The sequence below is a fragment of the Rothia sp. HMSC058E10 genome (assembly GCF_001809415.1).
In the GTDB taxonomy this organism is placed as follows: domain Bacteria; phylum Actinomycetota; class Actinomycetes; order Actinomycetales; family Micrococcaceae; genus Rothia; species Rothia dentocariosa.
In genome coordinates, this window is the sequence record NZ_KV797613.1 from 130643 (window position 1) to 147587 (window position 16945).

Annotated in this window: 14 protein-coding genes; 12 read left to right on the forward strand and 2 right to left on the reverse strand. The window is 54.6% G+C overall.

Annotated features, from left to right (window positions below):
- The first annotated feature begins 193 nt into the window (after positions 1–193).
- The 8 genes from HMPREF2609_RS02730 (at position 194) to HMPREF2609_RS02765 (ending at position 9531) form a co-directional block, all read left to right on the forward strand.
- The gene (locus HMPREF2609_RS02730) at positions 194–3307 is read left to right on the forward strand and encodes a DNA translocase FtsK (protein ID WP_070534922.1); all 3114 of its coding nucleotides are present in this window, start codon (positions 194–196) and stop codon (positions 3305–3307) included.
- Positions 3308–3553: 246 nt separating this feature from the next.
- Positions 3554–4186 (forward strand): CDP-diacylglycerol--glycerol-3-phosphate 3-phosphatidyltransferase, encoded by a 633-nt coding sequence (gene pgsA, locus HMPREF2609_RS02735; protein ID WP_070534924.1) that lies wholly within the window; start codon positions 3554–3556, stop codon positions 4184–4186.
- A gap of 72 nt (positions 4187–4258) precedes the next feature.
- Positions 4259–4774 carry a CinA family protein gene (locus tag HMPREF2609_RS02740; RefSeq protein WP_070534925.1) on the forward strand — a complete coding sequence of 172 codons (516 nt, stop codon included), beginning with the start codon at positions 4259–4261 and terminating at the stop codon, positions 4772–4774.
- A gap of 234 nt (positions 4775–5008) precedes the next feature.
- Positions 5009–5416 (forward strand): helix-turn-helix domain-containing protein, encoded by a 408-nt coding sequence (locus HMPREF2609_RS02745; RefSeq protein ID WP_004006266.1) that lies wholly within the window; start codon positions 5009–5011, stop codon positions 5414–5416.
- Between the two features lie 161 nt (positions 5417–5577).
- A complete protein-coding gene (locus HMPREF2609_RS02750; RefSeq protein ID WP_004006267.1) occupies positions 5578–5799 on the forward strand; it encodes a DUF3046 domain-containing protein in 222 nt (73 codons plus the stop codon).
- A 324-nt stretch (positions 5800–6123) separates the two neighbouring features.
- On the forward strand, positions 6124–7236 hold the full coding sequence (recA, locus tag HMPREF2609_RS02755; protein ID WP_048753090.1) for a recombinase RecA: 1113 nt from the start codon (positions 6124–6126) through the stop codon (positions 7234–7236).
- A 146-nt stretch (positions 7237–7382) separates the two neighbouring features.
- The gene (locus HMPREF2609_RS11080; RefSeq protein WP_239661876.1) at positions 7383–8468 is read left to right on the forward strand and encodes a regulatory protein RecX; all 1086 of its coding nucleotides are present in this window, start codon (positions 7383–7385) and stop codon (positions 8466–8468) included.
- A gap of 55 nt (positions 8469–8523) precedes the next feature.
- Positions 8524–9531: a DNA glycosylase AlkZ-like family protein gene (locus HMPREF2609_RS02765; RefSeq protein ID WP_070534927.1), complete on the forward strand. Its 1008-nt coding sequence runs from the start codon at positions 8524–8526 to the stop codon at positions 9529–9531.
- 1 nt (position 9532) lies between these two features.
- Here the strand turns inward: HMPREF2609_RS02765 and HMPREF2609_RS02770 are convergent, their stop codons facing one another.
- Positions 9533–10855 (reverse strand): hypothetical protein, encoded by a 1323-nt coding sequence (locus HMPREF2609_RS02770; RefSeq protein WP_246825546.1) that lies wholly within the window; start codon positions 10853–10855, stop codon positions 9533–9535.
- 40 nt (positions 10856–10895) lie between these two features.
- Between HMPREF2609_RS02770 and miaB the strand changes: the two genes are divergently transcribed.
- From miaB to dapF, 3 genes are all read left to right on the forward strand, one after another.
- Positions 10896–12413, forward strand: a complete 1518-nt coding sequence (gene miaB / locus HMPREF2609_RS02775; protein WP_048755076.1) for a tRNA (N6-isopentenyl adenosine(37)-C2)-methylthiotransferase MiaB — start codon at positions 10896–10898, stop codon at positions 12411–12413.
- A gap of 56 nt (positions 12414–12469) precedes the next feature.
- On the forward strand, positions 12470–13444 hold the full coding sequence (miaA, locus tag HMPREF2609_RS02780) for a tRNA (adenosine(37)-N6)-dimethylallyltransferase MiaA (RefSeq protein ID WP_070534931.1): 975 nt from the start codon (positions 12470–12472) through the stop codon (positions 13442–13444).
- Between the two features lie 75 nt (positions 13445–13519).
- Complete coding sequence (dapF, locus tag HMPREF2609_RS02785; protein WP_070534933.1) at positions 13520–14458, forward strand: diaminopimelate epimerase; 939 nt, start codon at positions 13520–13522, stop codon at positions 14456–14458.
- Positions 14459–14548: 90 nt separating this feature from the next.
- Here the strand turns inward: dapF and HMPREF2609_RS02790 are convergent, their stop codons facing one another.
- Positions 14549–15178: a class I SAM-dependent methyltransferase gene (locus HMPREF2609_RS02790; RefSeq protein WP_070534963.1), complete on the reverse strand. Its 630-nt coding sequence runs from the start codon at positions 15176–15178 to the stop codon at positions 14549–14551.
- A 117-nt stretch (positions 15179–15295) separates the two neighbouring features.
- Here HMPREF2609_RS02790 and hflX point away from each other — a divergent pair, with 117 nt between their 5' ends.
- On the forward strand, positions 15296–16945 hold the full coding sequence (gene hflX / locus HMPREF2609_RS02795) for a GTPase HflX (protein ID WP_070534934.1): 1650 nt from the start codon (positions 15296–15298) through the stop codon (positions 16943–16945).

Below are 16945 nucleotides of genomic sequence, written 5' to 3' on the forward strand. Positions count from 1 at the left end.
CTCTGTGCGAACGCCCCCCGCACAATACATGACAAACGGGGCCGATAGCTGCTTGAGCGGTCGGTCCCGTTCCCGTGTACGGTAGCATATGAATACTATGGATGCGTATCACGTTCTTGCCCCGATTGCATCGGTCGCGAGAGAAAGACGGCATCTAGCCCCAAGCACATGGAAGGTTGCTAACCTAGTAAATATGGCTTCACGGAGTAATCAAGGGCGTAAAAGCAAAACCGGATCAGCCAAGAAAAACTCGGCACGCGGCTCCCGAGGCACGTCTAAGCGCGCGAACACCCCAGAAACCAACCCCGTAGCAAACGCTATTGCGAAAGTCTGGTTAGGCATTGCCCACACGGTGGGCGGCGCGGTGCGTGCTCTTGGGGTGCATCGCACAGATTTAGATCCACAGGCACGCCGTGACGGCGGAGCGCTCTTCATTCTGCTTTTCGGCGTTATTACGGCGGGGGTCGAATGGTATAGCTGGCGCGTCATATCCGCACCGGCCATTATTCATGCCCCAATTTCGGCATGGCACACCATGCTGGGCGGCGTTTTCGGTCAGGGTGCTATCTTGGTACCGATTCTGAGCTTTATCTTGGCATGGTGCGTTTTCCGTACGCCAGATGATGTTCGCCGCACCAATCGAGTCTCGCTCGGTCTGCTGCTTATCCTTATTGCAGCGTCGCTTTTCTTCGCGATGAATGCCGGATACCCCAGTTTTTCGGGCGGTTTTGAGGCTGTCTGGGCTGGGGGTGGCGCCATTGGTGCGCTTCTTGGACCTCTCATGCAGCGCATAGTATTTGTGCAGTGGCTCGTTATTCTGGCTCTCTTCGTCATGGGGCTCATGGTATTGACGGCTACTCCGGTGCGTCAGGTTATTCCGCGACTTACACATCTCGTTCGCATGGCCTTGGGCGAAAAGCCGGTTGCCTCCACCGATGACGACCCGACCATCGCATACCCGCAAGACGGCTATGATGCGGATTCCACGGCAGCGACTCAGACAGTCGATTTGAGTGCCTCGGAACATGATCGTAGCTATCTTTACGGTGATGAGGAAGAACGCCGTACGCCTCGCGGCGGTATCTTCGGGTCAATTAAGCGGTGGTTCGGATTCGGCCGTTCCCAACAGGCCGATCAGGGATTGGATGAATACGTTGGCGATGAGGCATTCGCCAGCCCCGTGGTTAATACTCATGAAGAGTTTTCCGCAACCTCTGCGGATGCCCCAGCGCCGCATTCTTCGGCATCGTCTCAGGGTAGGTTGAGCCGCCTGCCCAAACGCCGCACCGAGAACACCGTGTTCGATCATGAGGCTTCGGACGCGCCCTCGGCACGCCTGGCTCAGGCTCAGCGTGCCGCCGTTGAACACGGTCGTGTGGCACCAGATGCACTCTTTGATGTAGAGGCTTTTGATGACACATCGGTTCAGTCGGTTGTGCCCGCCGCATCCGAGCAGAATGTTGCGACAAAGCAGATAGCAAGCCCTCAGACGCAGCCTCCTCAACAGTCACAGCCGGAAGCAGTGCAGCAGCAAGGTACATCGGCTAAACCGCAGCAAAGTAGTGGTGCATCCCGCATGCCGCAGACGAAGCCGCAAGCTACGGTCAGCGGAACAGCGGCTGCCGGTACGGGGGCGTCACGACCCCTGCAAAACAACACGCGCACCGCGCATACCGAGCAGGCCCGCCCCGAACAATCCGTCGAGTCTTCGCAGGGCACTTATAACCTGCCCGCAGAACAGATGCTGGTGGCGGGTCCCCCTGCTAAGGAATCATCCGAAGTGAACGAACACGTGGTCGAAGCACTGACCAACGTTTTAGAGCAGTTTAAGGTTGATGCGGTTGTCACCGGATTCTCGCGCGGTCCGACCGTGACCCGCTACGAGATCGAGCTGGGTGCCGGGACGAAGGTTGAACGTGTGACCGCGCTGAGTAAGAATATCGCCTATGCAGTCGCCAGCCCGGATGTGCGTATACTATCGCCTATTCCCGGTAAATCGGCGATCGGTATTGAGATTCCAAATACTGACCGCGAGACGGTATCTCTGGGCGATGTCTTACGGTCCCCGCAGGCTCACTCGAACCCGCATCCGATGGTTATGGGCGTGGGCAAAGATGTCGAGGGCGGTTTTGTGCTTGCGAACCTGGCGAAAATGCCGCATATGCTGGTTGCGGGTGCAACCGGCGCCGGTAAGTCTTCGTTCGTGAACTCGATGATCACCTCGATTCTTATGCGTTCTACACCTGATCAGGTGCGTTTAGTGATGGTGGACCCCAAACGCGTGGAGCTTACCGCCTATGAGGGAATTCCACACCTGATTACGCCTATTATTACTAACCCGAAGAAGGCAGCGGAGGCGCTTCAATGGGTAGTACGTGAAATGGATGCACGCTATGACGACCTGGCGCATTACGGGTTTAAGCATGTGGACGATTTCAACAAGGCCGTACGCGAGGGTAAGATTCAGCCTGAGCCGGGGAGTAAACGAAAAATTCACGAGTACCCGTACCTGCTGGTTATCGTGGACGAGCTTGCCGATTTGATGATGGTTGCCCCGCGTGACGTTGAAGAGGCGATTGTTCGTATTACGCAGTTGGCGCGTGCAGCTGGTATTCACCTGGTGCTTGCAACTCAGCGTCCTTCGGTTGACGTGGTAACCGGTCTGATTAAGGCGAACGTTCCTTCGCGTATGGCGTTTGCGACATCATCGGTCACGGATTCGCGTGTGGTGCTGGATCAACCAGGCGCTGAAAAACTGATCGGTCAGGGCGATGCGCTCTTCCTGCCAATGGGTGCCTCGAAGCCGATGCGTGTGCAGGGTGCGTGGGTCTCTGAATCCGAGATTCATGCGGTTGTTGAGCACGTGAAGCAGCAGGCTCCGACAATTTACCGTGAAGATGTTATGGTCTCAGCCGCGAAGAAGCAGATTGATGAGGAAATCGGCGATGACCTTGATGACTTGCTCCGGGCGGCTGAAATCGTGATTACCACGCAGTTTGGTTCTACCTCAATGCTTCAGCGTAAACTCCGCATGGGCTTTGCGAAGGCGGGGCGCATTATGGATCTGCTGGAGTCTCAAGGCATAGTTGGTCCTTCTGAGGGGTCGAAGGCGCGCGATGTGTTGGTGCGCCCAGACGATCTGCAGAATACCTTGGCACGCATCCGGGGTGAAGAGGTGCCCGAACCCGTTGAGGAAACTTTTGAAGACCCGTATGCGCAAGCGGTGAACCCCGCAGAGCCTGCCGAATATGCGGTGGAAGAGAGCGATGAGGGCTCGGAGGACGCCTGGCAGCTCACGGGGCGATAACCCAAACAGTCGTATTCAAAGTAGTTCTCACACCCTAGAGAGATTCCCGCTTCTGCTGGCATATCGTGCTACGGAAGCGGGAATTTTTCTATTACTGCGAGCCCGAACAAGGATTTATCGGAATGCCATTCTTATAGGAACGATACCTCGTATACTGGAAAGATATGAGGCGAGGGCTACGCTCTGGGAGCTCCTTGCAGCCAACAACGAGTCGTTGGTACCAGACTGTAGAGACGAAGGGTAACAGTGAGTCAGGAATCAGCATCGGCGGTATCGCAGACCGAGCGTCATGTATCTAACTGGAATTTGCCGAATATTCTGACGGTTGTGCGTATTATTGCAGTTCCTTTTTTCGTTGTAGTGCTCCTTGCGGGCGGAACATTCGGAGCTGAAGATGTAGCACAGCGGTGGCTTGCTTTTGCCCTCTTTATCGCCGCGATGATTACCGACTGGGCGGACGGTTACCTGGCTCGAAGCCGTAACCTCATCACGAGCTTTGGGAAGATCGCTGATCCTATTGCTGATAAGCTCCTCACCGGTGCGGCGTTCATTACCCTTTCTTGGTTGGGCGAGCTGTGGTGGTGGGTAACCGCTGTAATTCTCCTTCGGGAGTGGGGAATCACCATCATGCGTTTTTTCGTTATCAAATACGGGGTTATGGCGGCAAATAAGGGCGGAAAGATCAAAACCGTTTTACAAACCATTGCTCTCGTGGTGATGCTCTTACCCTTAGGACTCCTCGGCGAGCCTTGGTTGGTTCCCGGATGGGTTCTTATGGCGGCGGTAACCGCTATTACCGTCTGGACAGGGGTAGTTTACGTGCGTGATGCCCATCAGCTTCGCCAGACATGGCTGGCGCAGCATCCCGCACAGTCATGAGGCTGGGGACGGTTCTAGATGGAGTGTCCCGGTATTTTATACGCCGGATATATCTCGTTGGGAGGAGTACTTATGGATGTACTCAAAACGGTACCGCATAGTGCGAAGGAAGCCTCTCAGATGCTTCACGATGCGTTGGTCGGTACAGGCCTGACAATCGCCACGGCGGAATCCCTCACCGGGGGAGACGTCGGGGGTACTATCTGCACCGTTGCAGGAGCCTCGGAATACTACCGCGGCGGGGTTATCTCATATGCGAGCGCGGTCAAGGCATCCGTTTTAGGCGTAAACGAGGAGCTTTTAGCTAAGAATGGTTCCGTTGATCCGGAAGTTGCCCGGCAGATGGCGCAGGGAACCGCACGAATCTGTGGAGCTGACTACGGGGTTTCGACCACTGGAGTTGCAGGGCCAGAGCCGCACGATGGTAAGCCCGTTGGTACCGTATTTTTGGGTGTGCACACTCCAGAGGCAACCTATGCCGTACAGCGGCACTATGAGGGGGATAGGGTACAGATTCGCGCCTCGGCAACGGCGGATGCAATTCTCCTGCTGACCCAGGCTGTGCACGGTGCTAAGGACGCATCGTAGCCTTATCTAGAGGTCAGCTGAAGTATCTTTTCACGGGATACTTTAATCAAGTTTCCAGGAATTTCCCAGGTACATGGGAATAAAACTATAGCTTGGTAAGTTTGAATATATACTAGCTAGGCTCATATAAACGGTACAGTACCCGAGGCTAGCCGAGAACTAAAAAATGAGTTAGGCTTAATAACTGTAAGAACCGAACACTGGTTGACCTACGTACGAGGAGAAACAACGCATATGACCAAGAAGCGTGTATCTATTAATGGTATTACCCGGTGGAAAGAAATTAACCCAGCTCCGCAGCAGGTAGCTCCCGTTGTGGAAGAGGCAAAGACTGTACCTCTGCGCCAGGCTATTGGCGAGGTTCTTCGTGACGTTCGTCAGCGCCAGGGTCGTACCCTACGCGAGGTTTCACAGAGCGCACGTGTTTCCCTGGGTTATCTCAGCGAAGTTGAGCGTGGGCAGAAGGAAGCTTCTTCGGAGCTTCTGGCATGGATTTGCCAGGCGCTTGATATCCCGATGTACCAGATGCTCCGTGAAGTCGCCGACCGTATGGCAATTCTAGAGGGCGTACATGTTCCGGATACCGTTCCCGCCGAGCTTGCTGAGCAGTACCGTAACGATTACATGATGGCTTCGCTCTAAGAGACCTATGTGAGCGAACCGCGCATCCGTTATGATGCGCGGTTCGCTTTTTTTATGCACTGACAACGGTAGAGGTCTACCTTCATAGGGGACTCTGATTGAAGCATTCTCGTAATTTTTTCTCGGACGTGCCCTGAAACAGGAGAGCGTAAGGAGGTACGATGAAACTCAGCGAGTTTTGGACAAATATGGACTACGAATTCGGTGCTGGATATGCCCGAGTTTTGGCGGGCGATTTGGTGCTTGGGTCGCTTGGGAATATGACGGCTTTAGAGGCACTTGAAGCTGGGGTTGCGCCGAAGGATGTTTGGCTTGCGGTCTGCGAGACACAGGATATTCCGGAGGTTCGCCGTTTGGGACCCGACCGTGAACCGCGCAGGTAGCCGGAATCCATGAATTGCTGCGGAATAAGTCCGGTTTTAGGGGCTGTTGAGATACCACATGGGGAGACTCTGAGATGGGCACGGCGAGCATAAATTCGAAAAAATTTGCCGAAAATTTGTGCGATTTATAGGATTTTTGTTCGAGTCATGCTAATCTATCCACAGAGTAAAAATATCTGTACTTTCTGGGGGATTTTTCCACATTCTTCCGCCGCCGGTCTTAAAGTGTCAGGCGGACTTCGTAGAGTAGTGTGCAGAGGGTGGCGAGAAGCACCTCCCGAAGAATCATTGAGACCTTCTATTGATAGAACGAGGTAACTAATCGTGGCAAAGAACAGCAAGGCACAGGGCGTCGCTCGTGTTCCTGAAGAAGGCCGTGCTAAGGCACTTGAAGCCGTAATGGCTAAAATCGACAAGGATTATGGTAAAGGCGCGATTATGCGTCTAGGCGATAAAGAGACCGTGAAAACGGAGGTTATTTCAACCGGCGCTATCGCTTTGGATGCTGCTCTCGGTATTGGTGGACTGCCTCGCGGCCGTGTGATCGAAATTTATGGTCCTGAATCTTCCGGTAAGACCACTGTCGCTCTGCACGCTGTAGCGAATGTGCAGAAAGCGGGCGGTATTGCGGCGTTTATTGATGCTGAACATGCGCTCGACCCGGTCTATGCTGCTAAACTCGGCGTTGACACCGATGCCCTCTTGGTATCGCAGCCCGATACTGGGGAACAGGCACTTGAAATTATGGATATGCTGGTTGGCTCCGGCGCTGTAGATATCGTTGTGGTCGACTCTGTAGCGGCTCTCGTTCCCCGCGCCGAGATTGACGGCGATATGGGTGATTCTCATGTGGGTCTGCAGGCTCGTTTGATGAGCCAGGCTCTCCGTAAAATTACAGGTCGCCTGGCATCCACCGGCACTACAGCAATCTTCATTAACCAGCTTCGTGAGAAGATCGGCGTGTTCTTTGGTTCTCCCGAAACCACGACCGGCGGTAAGGCTCTGAAGTTCTACGCCTCGGTGCGTATCGATATTCGACGTATTGAGACCCTAAAGGACGGGGCGAACCCCATTGGCAATAAAACCCGTGCCAAGATCGTGAAGAATAAGATGGCTCCGCCCTTCAAACAGGCCGAGTTCGACATTCTGTATGGTGAGGGTATCTCTGTCGAAGGCGGTATTCTTGACCTCGCGGTAGAGCATGACATCGTCAAGAAATCTGGCGCCTGGTTTACCTATGATGGTGAACAGCTGGGGCAGGGGCGCGAGAACGTGCGTAAACTGCTCAAGGATAACCCGGAACTAACTGAAGAACTACAGTATAAGGTCCTCGTAAAACTCGGAATTATTGATCCTGAAGGTGAGCAATCTTCGGAAGAGGCTGAAGCCACATCGGTTGAAGCCGATCCTCTCGACGAGCTCGCAGAAGAATTCTAAATAAGATGGCGTGTGCCGCGCATCCACGATAGATAGCCTAGCTTTGAGGATACGCGGCACACGCTCTAGCATATCTGCGAACACTACAAACCTTTGAGGCGTTGTACCTACAGGATTACAGCATCGAACCAGCACAGGAAGGCGGCATGGGTAACGATTGGTTGGCGGATGCCTGGGGTGATAACCCGTTGAGTGATCCTGCGATTTCTGACGCTGAAAAAACTTCTGATACTGCAGAGGACAAAGCCACAGGATTTTCTGATTGGCATCCCGCCGCACACGGATATGTGGAAGACAAACCCGACCCCGATTCTGCACCCTATCGTTCTTCCCCATCGCGCTCGTTCCCACGCACACGAGGGGGAGGGGCGGCAGCTCAACATGATGCAGAAACCCGTACACAAAACGCTTCGTCAAAACCCTCAGTAGGGCGTACATCGGGCGCCCGTAAGAAGCGTCGAAACCCGGACTGGAAAAAAGGATTCCGGCGCCCCAAGAACACCGAAAAATCCCCTTTCGCCCCGGCTATTGGGGCTCATCGTGCAGAGGAAGAACATCCAGAAAAAGTACGGAAGAAGAAACGGTCATCAGGCCCATTATTTCGTGAGGGGAGTGCCCTCAACGAACCTTTGAACACCGAAGAAGAAGCTCTCATTCGAGGTATCGCTGCCGAAGAAAAGACGAATGTTCCGGGCACCAATCGCTCAGGACGTTGGAAACAGCGCGAAGAGCCAGATCCGTACACGCAAGCAAAGACTCTGGTTTATAATCAACTGGCGTATTCCGCTAAATCCCGCGCGCAGCTGCATAAAAAACTTGCCGATAAAGGGTTTGAGGAAAGTCTTATAGAGCCGCTACTCGATAAGTTTGAGGCGGCTCACCTGATTGACGATGCCGAGTATGCGCGTTCCTTTGTGGAACAGCGGGGAAAACATAAGAAGCTTTCCCGAACCGCTCTGCGCCGTGAACTCAAAGAGCGAGGAATTACCGGAGAACTTGCTGAAGATGCGCTCGCTGCACGCACAGATGAAGATGAACGTCAGGACGCGACGGAGCTCGTGCGCAAAAAACTGCGTCCTTCCATGAACTTCTCAGATCGTACCGAGAAGGAGAAAATCATGCGCCGGCTAGTAGGTATGCTGGCACGTCGAGGATATTCTTCATCTGTAGCGTTTTCGGTGGTAAAAGAAGAAATCGAGAGGTACCGCAGCGAGCAAGAAGAAGACTGTTGAGTATTCTTCATCAGAAGAGTATCCAGCGGATCCAGCAACAGATAAGAGGTAATCTATGCAGCCGTTACAAGAACTTCGTGCCAGGCGTATGATCGCCCAGCTCCTCGCCCCAAGCGCAGCGCATCGCGATATAGGGGTAGACGCTGACACTCTGTACCAAGAGACAAGCGCCCCGATACATGTGTTAAATCATCTCTACGCTGTTCAGGGGCAAAATTACAATGCCGGTGTGCGCGCCATTGCGCTACGAGCTGCGTGCAGTGCTGAAACAGTTCTTGAAGGCATTCACGACTACAGCATTGTGCGTTCGTGGCCCATGCGCGGGACACTCCACTTTTTGACTCTCAATAGTGCAGATTCGCTGTATGCTGCTGTCGCCGGCCGAGGCGCGAAGCCTCAGCCCGCCTATATGCGTCAATGTAACTTTACGCTCAAAGACTTCGAACGGTGGCGTGAGCACCTTCATGACGCTTTACAAACCAGGGGACATCTTGAGCCGCTCACCCGCACTGATCTCTACACCATTCTGTGCGAATACGGCTATAGCGGGCCAAGTTCGCGACGTAGTCACCTCATTCGGCTCTACGGCGGTGAGGGCACGGTTCTCCAGGGGCCGCTTCGGGAAAAAGAAGAAAGCTTCGTGCACCGTGACTCCATACCTGTGCCCCGCACAAAATACGAGCGAAAACAGGCACTGGCTGAACTGGGTACACGTTATATATGCGGTCACGGGCCGGTGACCGCGGAGGATCTGCGCTGGTGGGCTGGGATTACAATAACCGATGCCCGGTATGCATTTGAACATGCTCGCCGTACCCAGACTATTGTGCTGGGTGGACAAGAATATGCGGTAGGTTCCTGGCAAGAAGGCGTTACCCGTTCGGAGCTCAGAGATGCACTCAACCGAGAGCTTAGCCTCCCGGCCTTCGACGAGTACCTGCTGGGGTACGCCGATAAGAGTTTTGCGTTGCGTGAGGAACTACGTCCGCAGGTTCTCACCTGGAACGGAATTAGTTGGGATTTTACGCTTGCCGCCGGTGAGGCAACTGGACGTGCCGTCTAATCTACTTTTCGAGGTTCTTACCGTAATCGCCAAGGCGCTGGATGAGATCGTAAAGCGCGGGGTCTTGAGTGTTCCCAAGAGTAAGCAGGATGCGCATCAGCTCAACACCCTGGCGGCAAATGCGGGGAAGAACCCGCGCCCGAGCTCCGTCGGCGTAAAGTTCCAAAAGCGTACACACCGTAATAGCTGCGCACACCGCGATGTCTTCTGCAAGCCTGGCATCTAAAGGTATTTCACCGAAGAGGACCGTATAAAATTTAGGAAGCTCCTGTTCCCTGTCTACCCGGTAAAGCGGGTACTGGGGCGACGAGGGAAACCCGAGCATCGCCTCCACAAAAGGGAATCCGCGATGGTGAATACAGGTTCCCTCCGTATCAAAGGCGCGGGTGCCGATACCGCGAGAAGGTGCCGTATCGGCAGGGGAGTACAGCACGTTATGCGGCGAAAAATCTCCCGACGAGAGCATATAGACCTGCCCGCGGCTACGTTTAAACTGCTCGGGTACCGGCGGGCGTTTGAGGAAAAATGGCTGAGTAATGCGATGGAACCGGAAGATTAGTTCTTGGAGATCGTTTGTAGGTTCTTCTACATCTTCGCTCCGTTCTGCTGGGAGATCGGGATATAGGCGTTGAAGCCCCTTCTCTGCGAGTTTCGGGGAGGGCATCGCCCCCGGGAACTGTGCCCTGCGGTCTGCCTTCGCGAGCGACGCGCGATATTGATCGACGGTGTCGTCAAAAATTCCTTGTCGGGCGAATTCACCCCACACTGCCGCGTAAGCCGCAAAAGCGCGTGCCGTATTGTTCTGGTTGAAAAGCTGCGTGGAGGTATCAGCTATGAGGGAGTTTGCAACGGGTACCGACCCTTCAAAAACCACGTCTTCGAGTGCTAAGCAGCGTAAGTCATCATCAACACCGTAGAGGGCAGGGTAAATATCTGGAACCATCTCATCGAGGGCAACTGCACCGTATTTTTCCCGAAGGTATCCAAAACCGCCTGCGTTAGTCGCCGAATCTCCGCGGCGATAACGTTTTAAGATGACAGATTCGGGCTGCCAGGGTGTATGCGGGTTAGATCCATAGCGTACTCGCAGCACTACCGAGCGCATTCCGGTTGAGAGAATCGTCAGCGAGAGCGGAATCCGATCTCCGATAGCCGGTAGGGTTGCCGCCCACGAAAGCATCTTGAGAACACTGACCCGGAACGCCTCAGAATCGGCGGGGGAGTGCGTGGGCGCGGGATGGTATTCCGCGATGGCACGCTCAAGAATAGTCGCGAGGGGATTATCAGGATATTGGCCGGAAGAATTACTAAGGGATACCTGCATAGAGCCATTATCCACCATCCGCTACCCTAATGGCGTGAGCATGACCCTAAATGATTTTTCTGCTGAATCCGCAACGTCCGCCGAAACTCCCCGAACCTATGAAGTTCGCACCTTTGGCTGTCAAATGAACGTTCACGATTCTGAACGTATGTCTGGTTTGCTAGAAGCGAACGGGTATGTACGCGCTGCCGAGGGGGAAGAACCCGACCTCGTGGTGTTTAACACATGCGCGGTGCGCGAGAACGCATCAAATCGTCTCTACGGACATTTGGGACAGTTGGCCTCCGTGAAGCGGCGCCACGAAGGCATGCAAATTGCTGTAGGCGGATGCTTGGCCCAAAAAGACCAGAACACTATTATCGAAAAAGCCCCCTGGGTAGATGTCGTGTTCGGCACCCACAATATTGGCTCGCTCCCCACGCTCCTTGAACGCGCCCGCCACAATCACGAAGCGCAGGCGGAACTGCTCGAATCGCTTGAGGTGTTCCCCTCGACCCTGCCCACGAAACGCGATCATGTGTACTCGGGCTGGGTGTCAATCTCCGTAGGATGCAACAACACTTGTACCTTCTGCATCGTGCCGTCACTGCGCGGTAAAGAGAAAGACCGCCGACCTGGCGATATCCTTGCCGAAGTTCAGGCGCTCGTCGATGACGGTGCGATCGAAGTAACTCTGCTTGGGCAGAACGTGAACTCCTACGGCGTGGAATTTGGGGACCGTCAGGCATTCTCCAAACTATTGCGCGCCTGCGGTGATATTGAGGGGCTGGAACGAGTACGGTTCACATCACCGCATCCAGCTATGTTCACCGACGACGTGATAGAAGCGATGGCAGAAACCCCGAACGTCATGCCTGTTCTGCATATGCCACTTCAATCGGGATCGGATAAGGTGCTCAAAGACATGCGCCGCTCATACCGATCCAAGAAATTCTTGGGTATTTTAGAGAAGGTGCGCGAGCGCATTCCGCACGCTGTCATTACCACCGATATTATCGTGGGATTCCCCGGTGAGAGCGAAGAGGACTTCCAGGATACGCTGCGTGTGGTGGAGCAGGCGCGGTTTTCGTCAGCGTTTACCTTCCAGTACTCAATTCGTCCCGGCACCCCGGCGGCGACTATGGAAAACCAGATTCCAAAAGATGTTGTGCAAGAGCGCTACGAACGCCTAGTGGCTCTGCAGGACCGTATTGCGGGCGAAGAGAACCGTAAACAGCTGGGGAAGACCGTTGAGCTGATGGTTGTCGCAGAGTCCGGACGTAAAGCGCAGCAGACGCATCGTCTGGCGGGCCGCGGACCGGATCAGCGCCTCGTACATTTTTCGGTGCCCGCTGGATGCGAAGAGCCTCGCCCTGGAGACATGGTGACCGTTCCTATCACTGAGGCAGGGTCATTCCATCTGATTTCAGATCCCACCGCTGAGCAGTATCAGCTTCGCCGCACCCGAGCCGGGGACGCCTGGGACCGTTCACAGGCTGAATCCTGCGGTGCCGGAACTACCCAGGCTTCGGGCGGTCCTGTGGGACTTGGCATGCCTACTATTGGGCCTAAGTCTTAGATACTGCGGGGCGTGCGTGTGGCCTTATATTATCTGTAGACCCGTACAATAGACCCATGACGTACCCCTTAGAGCCTCCTATTATCGCTATTGTCGGTGCCACTGGTACCGGTAAGAGCGCGCTCGCAACTGCTCTTGCCCGGCATCTTGGCGGTGAATGCGTAAACGCGGATTCCATGCAGTTCTATCGCGGTATGAATATCGGAACTGCCAAGATTACCGCTGAGGAAATGCAGGGGGTTCCTCACCATCTGCTCGATATTTTGGATATCACGCAGGAAGCCTCGGTAGCGGAATTTCAGCATCAGGCTCGGCAGCTCTTTGCAGATATTAGAGCGCGCGGTAAGTACCCTATTCTGGTGGGCGGATCCGGTCTCTATGTTCGGGCAGCTCTTGATAAACTCGAATTTCCCGGTACGGATTCGGCAGTACGGGCTCGGTTGGAGCAGGAAGCCACCCAGCAGGGGATCGGTGTTTTGCGCACACGCCTGGCTCAGGTCGATCCTGACTCTGCGGCGCGTGTTCACGACGGGCGGCGCGTTATCCGTGCCCTCGAAGTTTTTGAGGTGACGGGGCGTCCCTTTTCTGCCTTCATGCCAGTACGCGAATATGTCTCACCCGCCATACAGATTGGGCTGGATATGAATCGTAAGCGTCTGCACGAACGCCTGTACCGGCGGGTGGTGAACATGGCGGAATCAGGGCTTTTAGACGAAGTACGAACGCTGGAACAGCATGGTCTACGCGAGGGAAAGACCGCCTCACGTGCCATCGGGTACGCCCAGTTTTTGAAGGTTTTGGATGCGCAGACTACCGCCCCCGCCCCCGCGTTGAGCGCGACGTATACTCTGCACGATGCGATCGAAGACACCGCGACGGCAACCCGACAATTTGCGCGCCGTCAGATAACCTGGTTTCGCGGGGACGACCGCGTACACTGGTTTGACGCCGAATCGAAGAACCTGCTCAGCCAAGCGCTTGAGGTCGTGCACCAGGCGAGCCAAGGCTGTAAAGGACCGAAACCCGCTTAAGCAGCGCATCCTCTGCGGTAAACCGGTAGAATTTACAGAGATTTAGTCACGAAGAACGAAGGGTAGAGAACGAGCATGACCGATGGCGTATCCACGTGGGGAGAACTAGCCGGGCGTACTCTGACAAAGGGGCATGGAACGGGTAATGACTTTATATTTCTGACCGACCCAGCCTCTGAGATCCCGCTCGATGCTGACCTCATCGCGCGTGTCTGCGATCGTCATTTTGGAATCGGTGCCGACGGCTTTATCCGTGCAGCGTATACCGAAAATTTCAGGACCGGGCAGAATATGCTGGAAGAGCATCCAGACGCTATCTGGTTTATGGATTACCGCAATGGTGATGGCTCGATCGCCGAAATGTGCGGGAATGGTGTGCGTGCCTTCGTCGATTACTTGCGTACTGAGGGAATGATTGACCTTGAAGTGGGTGAGACCGTCAAGATTGCTACGCGAGGCGGCGTCAAAATCGTGGCGCGCACTGAAGAAGGATATGCCATTGATATGGGTCCGTGGAGTTTTATCCACGGAGACACAGCACGCGAAAGTGGTGAAGATTCGCATGTTTCGGCGCGTGGGCTGATGACTCCACGAGCCGGTCTGTCGATTTCGATGGGTAACCCCCACACCGTGGTAATGCTGGGTCAGGAAGGAAAACTGGACGGGCTCGATCTGAACAGCCAACCACAGGTAAATCCAGCACCCGAAAAAGGGACTAACGTTGAGTTTGTGGTTCCGGTTGATCTAGAAACATCCGACGAGAATAAAAATGTTGGAGCCATCAGGATGCGCGTATACGAACGCGGCGTGGGTGAGACTCTATCCTGCGGGACTGGTGCATGCGCGGCCGCTGCGGCAACCCGTTTTTGGGGCGGCGAAGAGGCGCCCGATGAATGGCTGGTTCATGTTCCCGGCGGCACGCTCGCAGTAACCTTCGTTCTAGGCCCCGACGACCTCGAACACGTCGTTCTAGCAGGGCCAGCTCAGACGGTTGCCAAGATTGAGCTCCTCTAACCCAGGATTTTTGAGAACTTATGCCCGTCAATCTTCTTCTGAAGCGAAGAAGCTGGCGGGCATTATCGAGTGAGCATCCACCTGAAGCCTTTAAGAATCTTTGGAAGAACGTACAACCTCCAAGATACGGAAGCCCTTCGACATGGCATATCGAGATACCGAAAACTCGGGTCCAAAACGTTCGGTGAGCTGCGCATCCAGCCATTTTTGCAGGGAATCAGAACCCAAATTCTTTTGAACGACAAGATAAGCCGCGCCGCCGGGGGCTAGCCGCGGAAGCCACGTGAGCAGAATATTGTGCAAAACCTCTTTACCCACGCGAATCGGAGGATTGGACCAGATAGTATCGAAACGTAACGTGGGATCTATCTCATCGGGGGTGCTCACCGAGACGTTATGCAGCCCCAAAGCGCGGGCATTCTGTTCCGTGAGCGAAAGCGACCGGGAATTGACGTCAATCCCATAAACCTCAGATTGCGGAGCAAGCATAGCTAAAGATAACGCGATGGGTCCCCAGCCGCATCCAATATCGAGCATATATTTTCCGTGCGGCTCAGGTACCTGCGCGAAAAGAACCGCAGTTCCCTTGTCTATTCCCGAAGGACTAAAAATACCGTTCGCGGTCGTCACGGAAACCTGACGACCCGCCAACTCAACCTGAACCCTTCGAGGTTTGAACTCGGCTTCGGGAGACGAGGAAAAATAATGCTGTTCGCTCATGAATCCAGTGTACCCGGATGCGCTCCGCATCATCGCTGCTACGCTGATGCGCCCACAGCGAGAGATAACCGAAAACCGCGACAACTGTGGCATGCGACCGCTAAAATAGAGGAACATATGAAATTAACAGATACCTCTTTTTCCAGCGAAAAGTTGCCCAGTGATGAGCAGCTACGCCGAACCGTAGAACGAGTCCTGGGTCATGCAGACGCAGCGGCACAGACCACTATCTACCCCGAAAGCACCGGTAGCACCGCACAACGCCGCGTGCTCGATACCCGTGCCCGAGAAATTTCCGATAATCAGCGGGAACACTCAGAATTTGACGGCGAGCAGGAAGACCTCGCCGAACGCCGCGCATTACGCCGAGTCGCCGGACTCTCCACCGAACTCGATGATGTGACCGAAGTCGAATACCGTCAGCTGCGCCTAGAACGCGTGGTTCTCGCCGGGCTATGGACCGAAGGGACCGTCGAAGATGCTGAGAACTCCCTGCGAGAACTCGCTGCACTCGCCGAAACCGCAGGATCTGAAGTGCTGGACGGGCTAGTTCAGCGCCGCCTCAAACCAGACCCCGGAACTTTTCTTGGCTCAGGAAAAGCCCTCGAACTCAAAGACATTGTTGAGGCAACCGGTGCTGATACCGTGATCGTCGATTCTGAATTAGCACCCTCACAACGACGAGCCCTCGAAGATATCGTCAAAGTCAAAGTGATCGATCGTACCGCCCTGATTCTAGACATCTTTGCTCAACACGCGAAATCTCGTGAAGGCAAAGCACAGGTCGAACTTGCCCAACTCGAATACATGCTTCCGCGTCTGCGCGGCTGGGGCGCATCCCTGTCACGCCAGGCAGGCGGGCGTGCAGCATCCGGTGAAGGTATTGGTTCACGCGGACCTGGTGAAACCAAAATTGAGATGGATCGCCGCCGTCTACGTGCCCGCATGGCAAAACTCAAGCGCGAAATAGCCGCTATGGCGCCCGCACGTGAGACAAAACGCCTAAGCCGTAAACGCAACAGGGTACCCTCGGTTGCTATCGCGGGGTATACGAACGCAGGTAAGTCGTCGTTGCTGAATCGTCTGACCGATGCCGGTGTTCTGGTGGAGAACGCTCTCTTCGCAACCCTGGATCCGACCGTGCGCAAAGCACAGACTCCGGACGGCATCGGCTATACACTTTCGGACACTGTAGGATTCGTGCGCTCGCTACCCACCCAGCTCGTGGAAGCATTCCGTTCCACGCTCGAAGAGGTAGCCGATGCAGACGTGATTCTGCATGTGGTAGACGCATCTCACCCAGACCCTGAGGGGCAGATTCGCGCCGTACGTGAGGTTATCGCAGATTTAGATGCTCGCCGTATACCCGAGATTATTGTGCTCAATAAAGCGGATGCGGCTGATCCCTTTATCCTCGAACGCATGCGACAGCGCGAACCGAACCACGTCATCGTCTCGGCGCGCACAGGGGAGGGCATTGACGAACTCAAGCAGAAGATTGCGGATACAATTCCGCGGCCATCGCTTGAAGTTAAATTACTGATCCCCTACAACCACGGTGAAGTTATTTCCCGTCTTCATGCTTGGGACGCTGAGATTAAAAGTACTGCGTTTGTCTCAGATGGAACCTTTGTCACCGCTTTGGTGCGTGAGGATGTTGCCGCAGAACTCTCTGACTATGTGATCGACGGCGAGATCCTTGAAGTGCTTGAATTGGAGCTTCAAGACTCTGCCTCTGAACCCGAAAACGTCTGTGAACTCGCGTGA

Coding starts and splice junctions, on each gene's coding strand:
- dapF (WP_070534933.1), top strand. CDS start 13,520: ATGACCGATGGCGTATCCACGTGGGGAGAACTAGCCGGGCGTACTCTG.
- HMPREF2609_RS11080 (WP_239661876.1), top strand. CDS start 7,383: ATGGGTAACGATTGGTTGGCGGATGCCTGGGGTGATAACCCGTTGAGT.
- HMPREF2609_RS02730 (WP_070534922.1), top strand. CDS start 194: ATGGCTTCACGGAGTAATCAAGGGCGTAAAAGCAAAACCGGATCAGCC.
- miaA (WP_070534931.1), top strand. CDS start 12,470: ATGACGTACCCCTTAGAGCCTCCTATTATCGCTATTGTCGGTGCCACT.
- HMPREF2609_RS02745 (WP_004006266.1), top strand. CDS start 5,009: ATGACCAAGAAGCGTGTATCTATTAATGGTATTACCCGGTGGAAAGAA.
- HMPREF2609_RS02750 (WP_004006267.1), top strand. CDS start 5,578: ATGAAACTCAGCGAGTTTTGGACAAATATGGACTACGAATTCGGTGCT.
- HMPREF2609_RS02790 (WP_070534963.1), bottom strand. CDS start 15,178: ATGAGCGAACAGCATTATTTTTCCTCGTCTCCCGAAGCCGAGTTCAAA.
- hflX (WP_070534934.1), top strand. CDS start 15,296: ATGAAATTAACAGATACCTCTTTTTCCAGCGAAAAGTTGCCCAGTGAT.
- HMPREF2609_RS02740 (WP_070534925.1), top strand. CDS start 4,259: ATGGATGTACTCAAAACGGTACCGCATAGTGCGAAGGAAGCCTCTCAG.
- HMPREF2609_RS02770 (WP_246825546.1), bottom strand. CDS start 10,855: ATGCAGGTATCCCTTAGTAATTCTTCCGGCCAATATCCTGATAATCCC.
- miaB (WP_048755076.1), top strand. CDS start 10,896: ATGACCCTAAATGATTTTTCTGCTGAATCCGCAACGTCCGCCGAAACT.
- HMPREF2609_RS02765 (WP_070534927.1), top strand. CDS start 8,524: ATGCAGCCGTTACAAGAACTTCGTGCCAGGCGTATGATCGCCCAGCTC.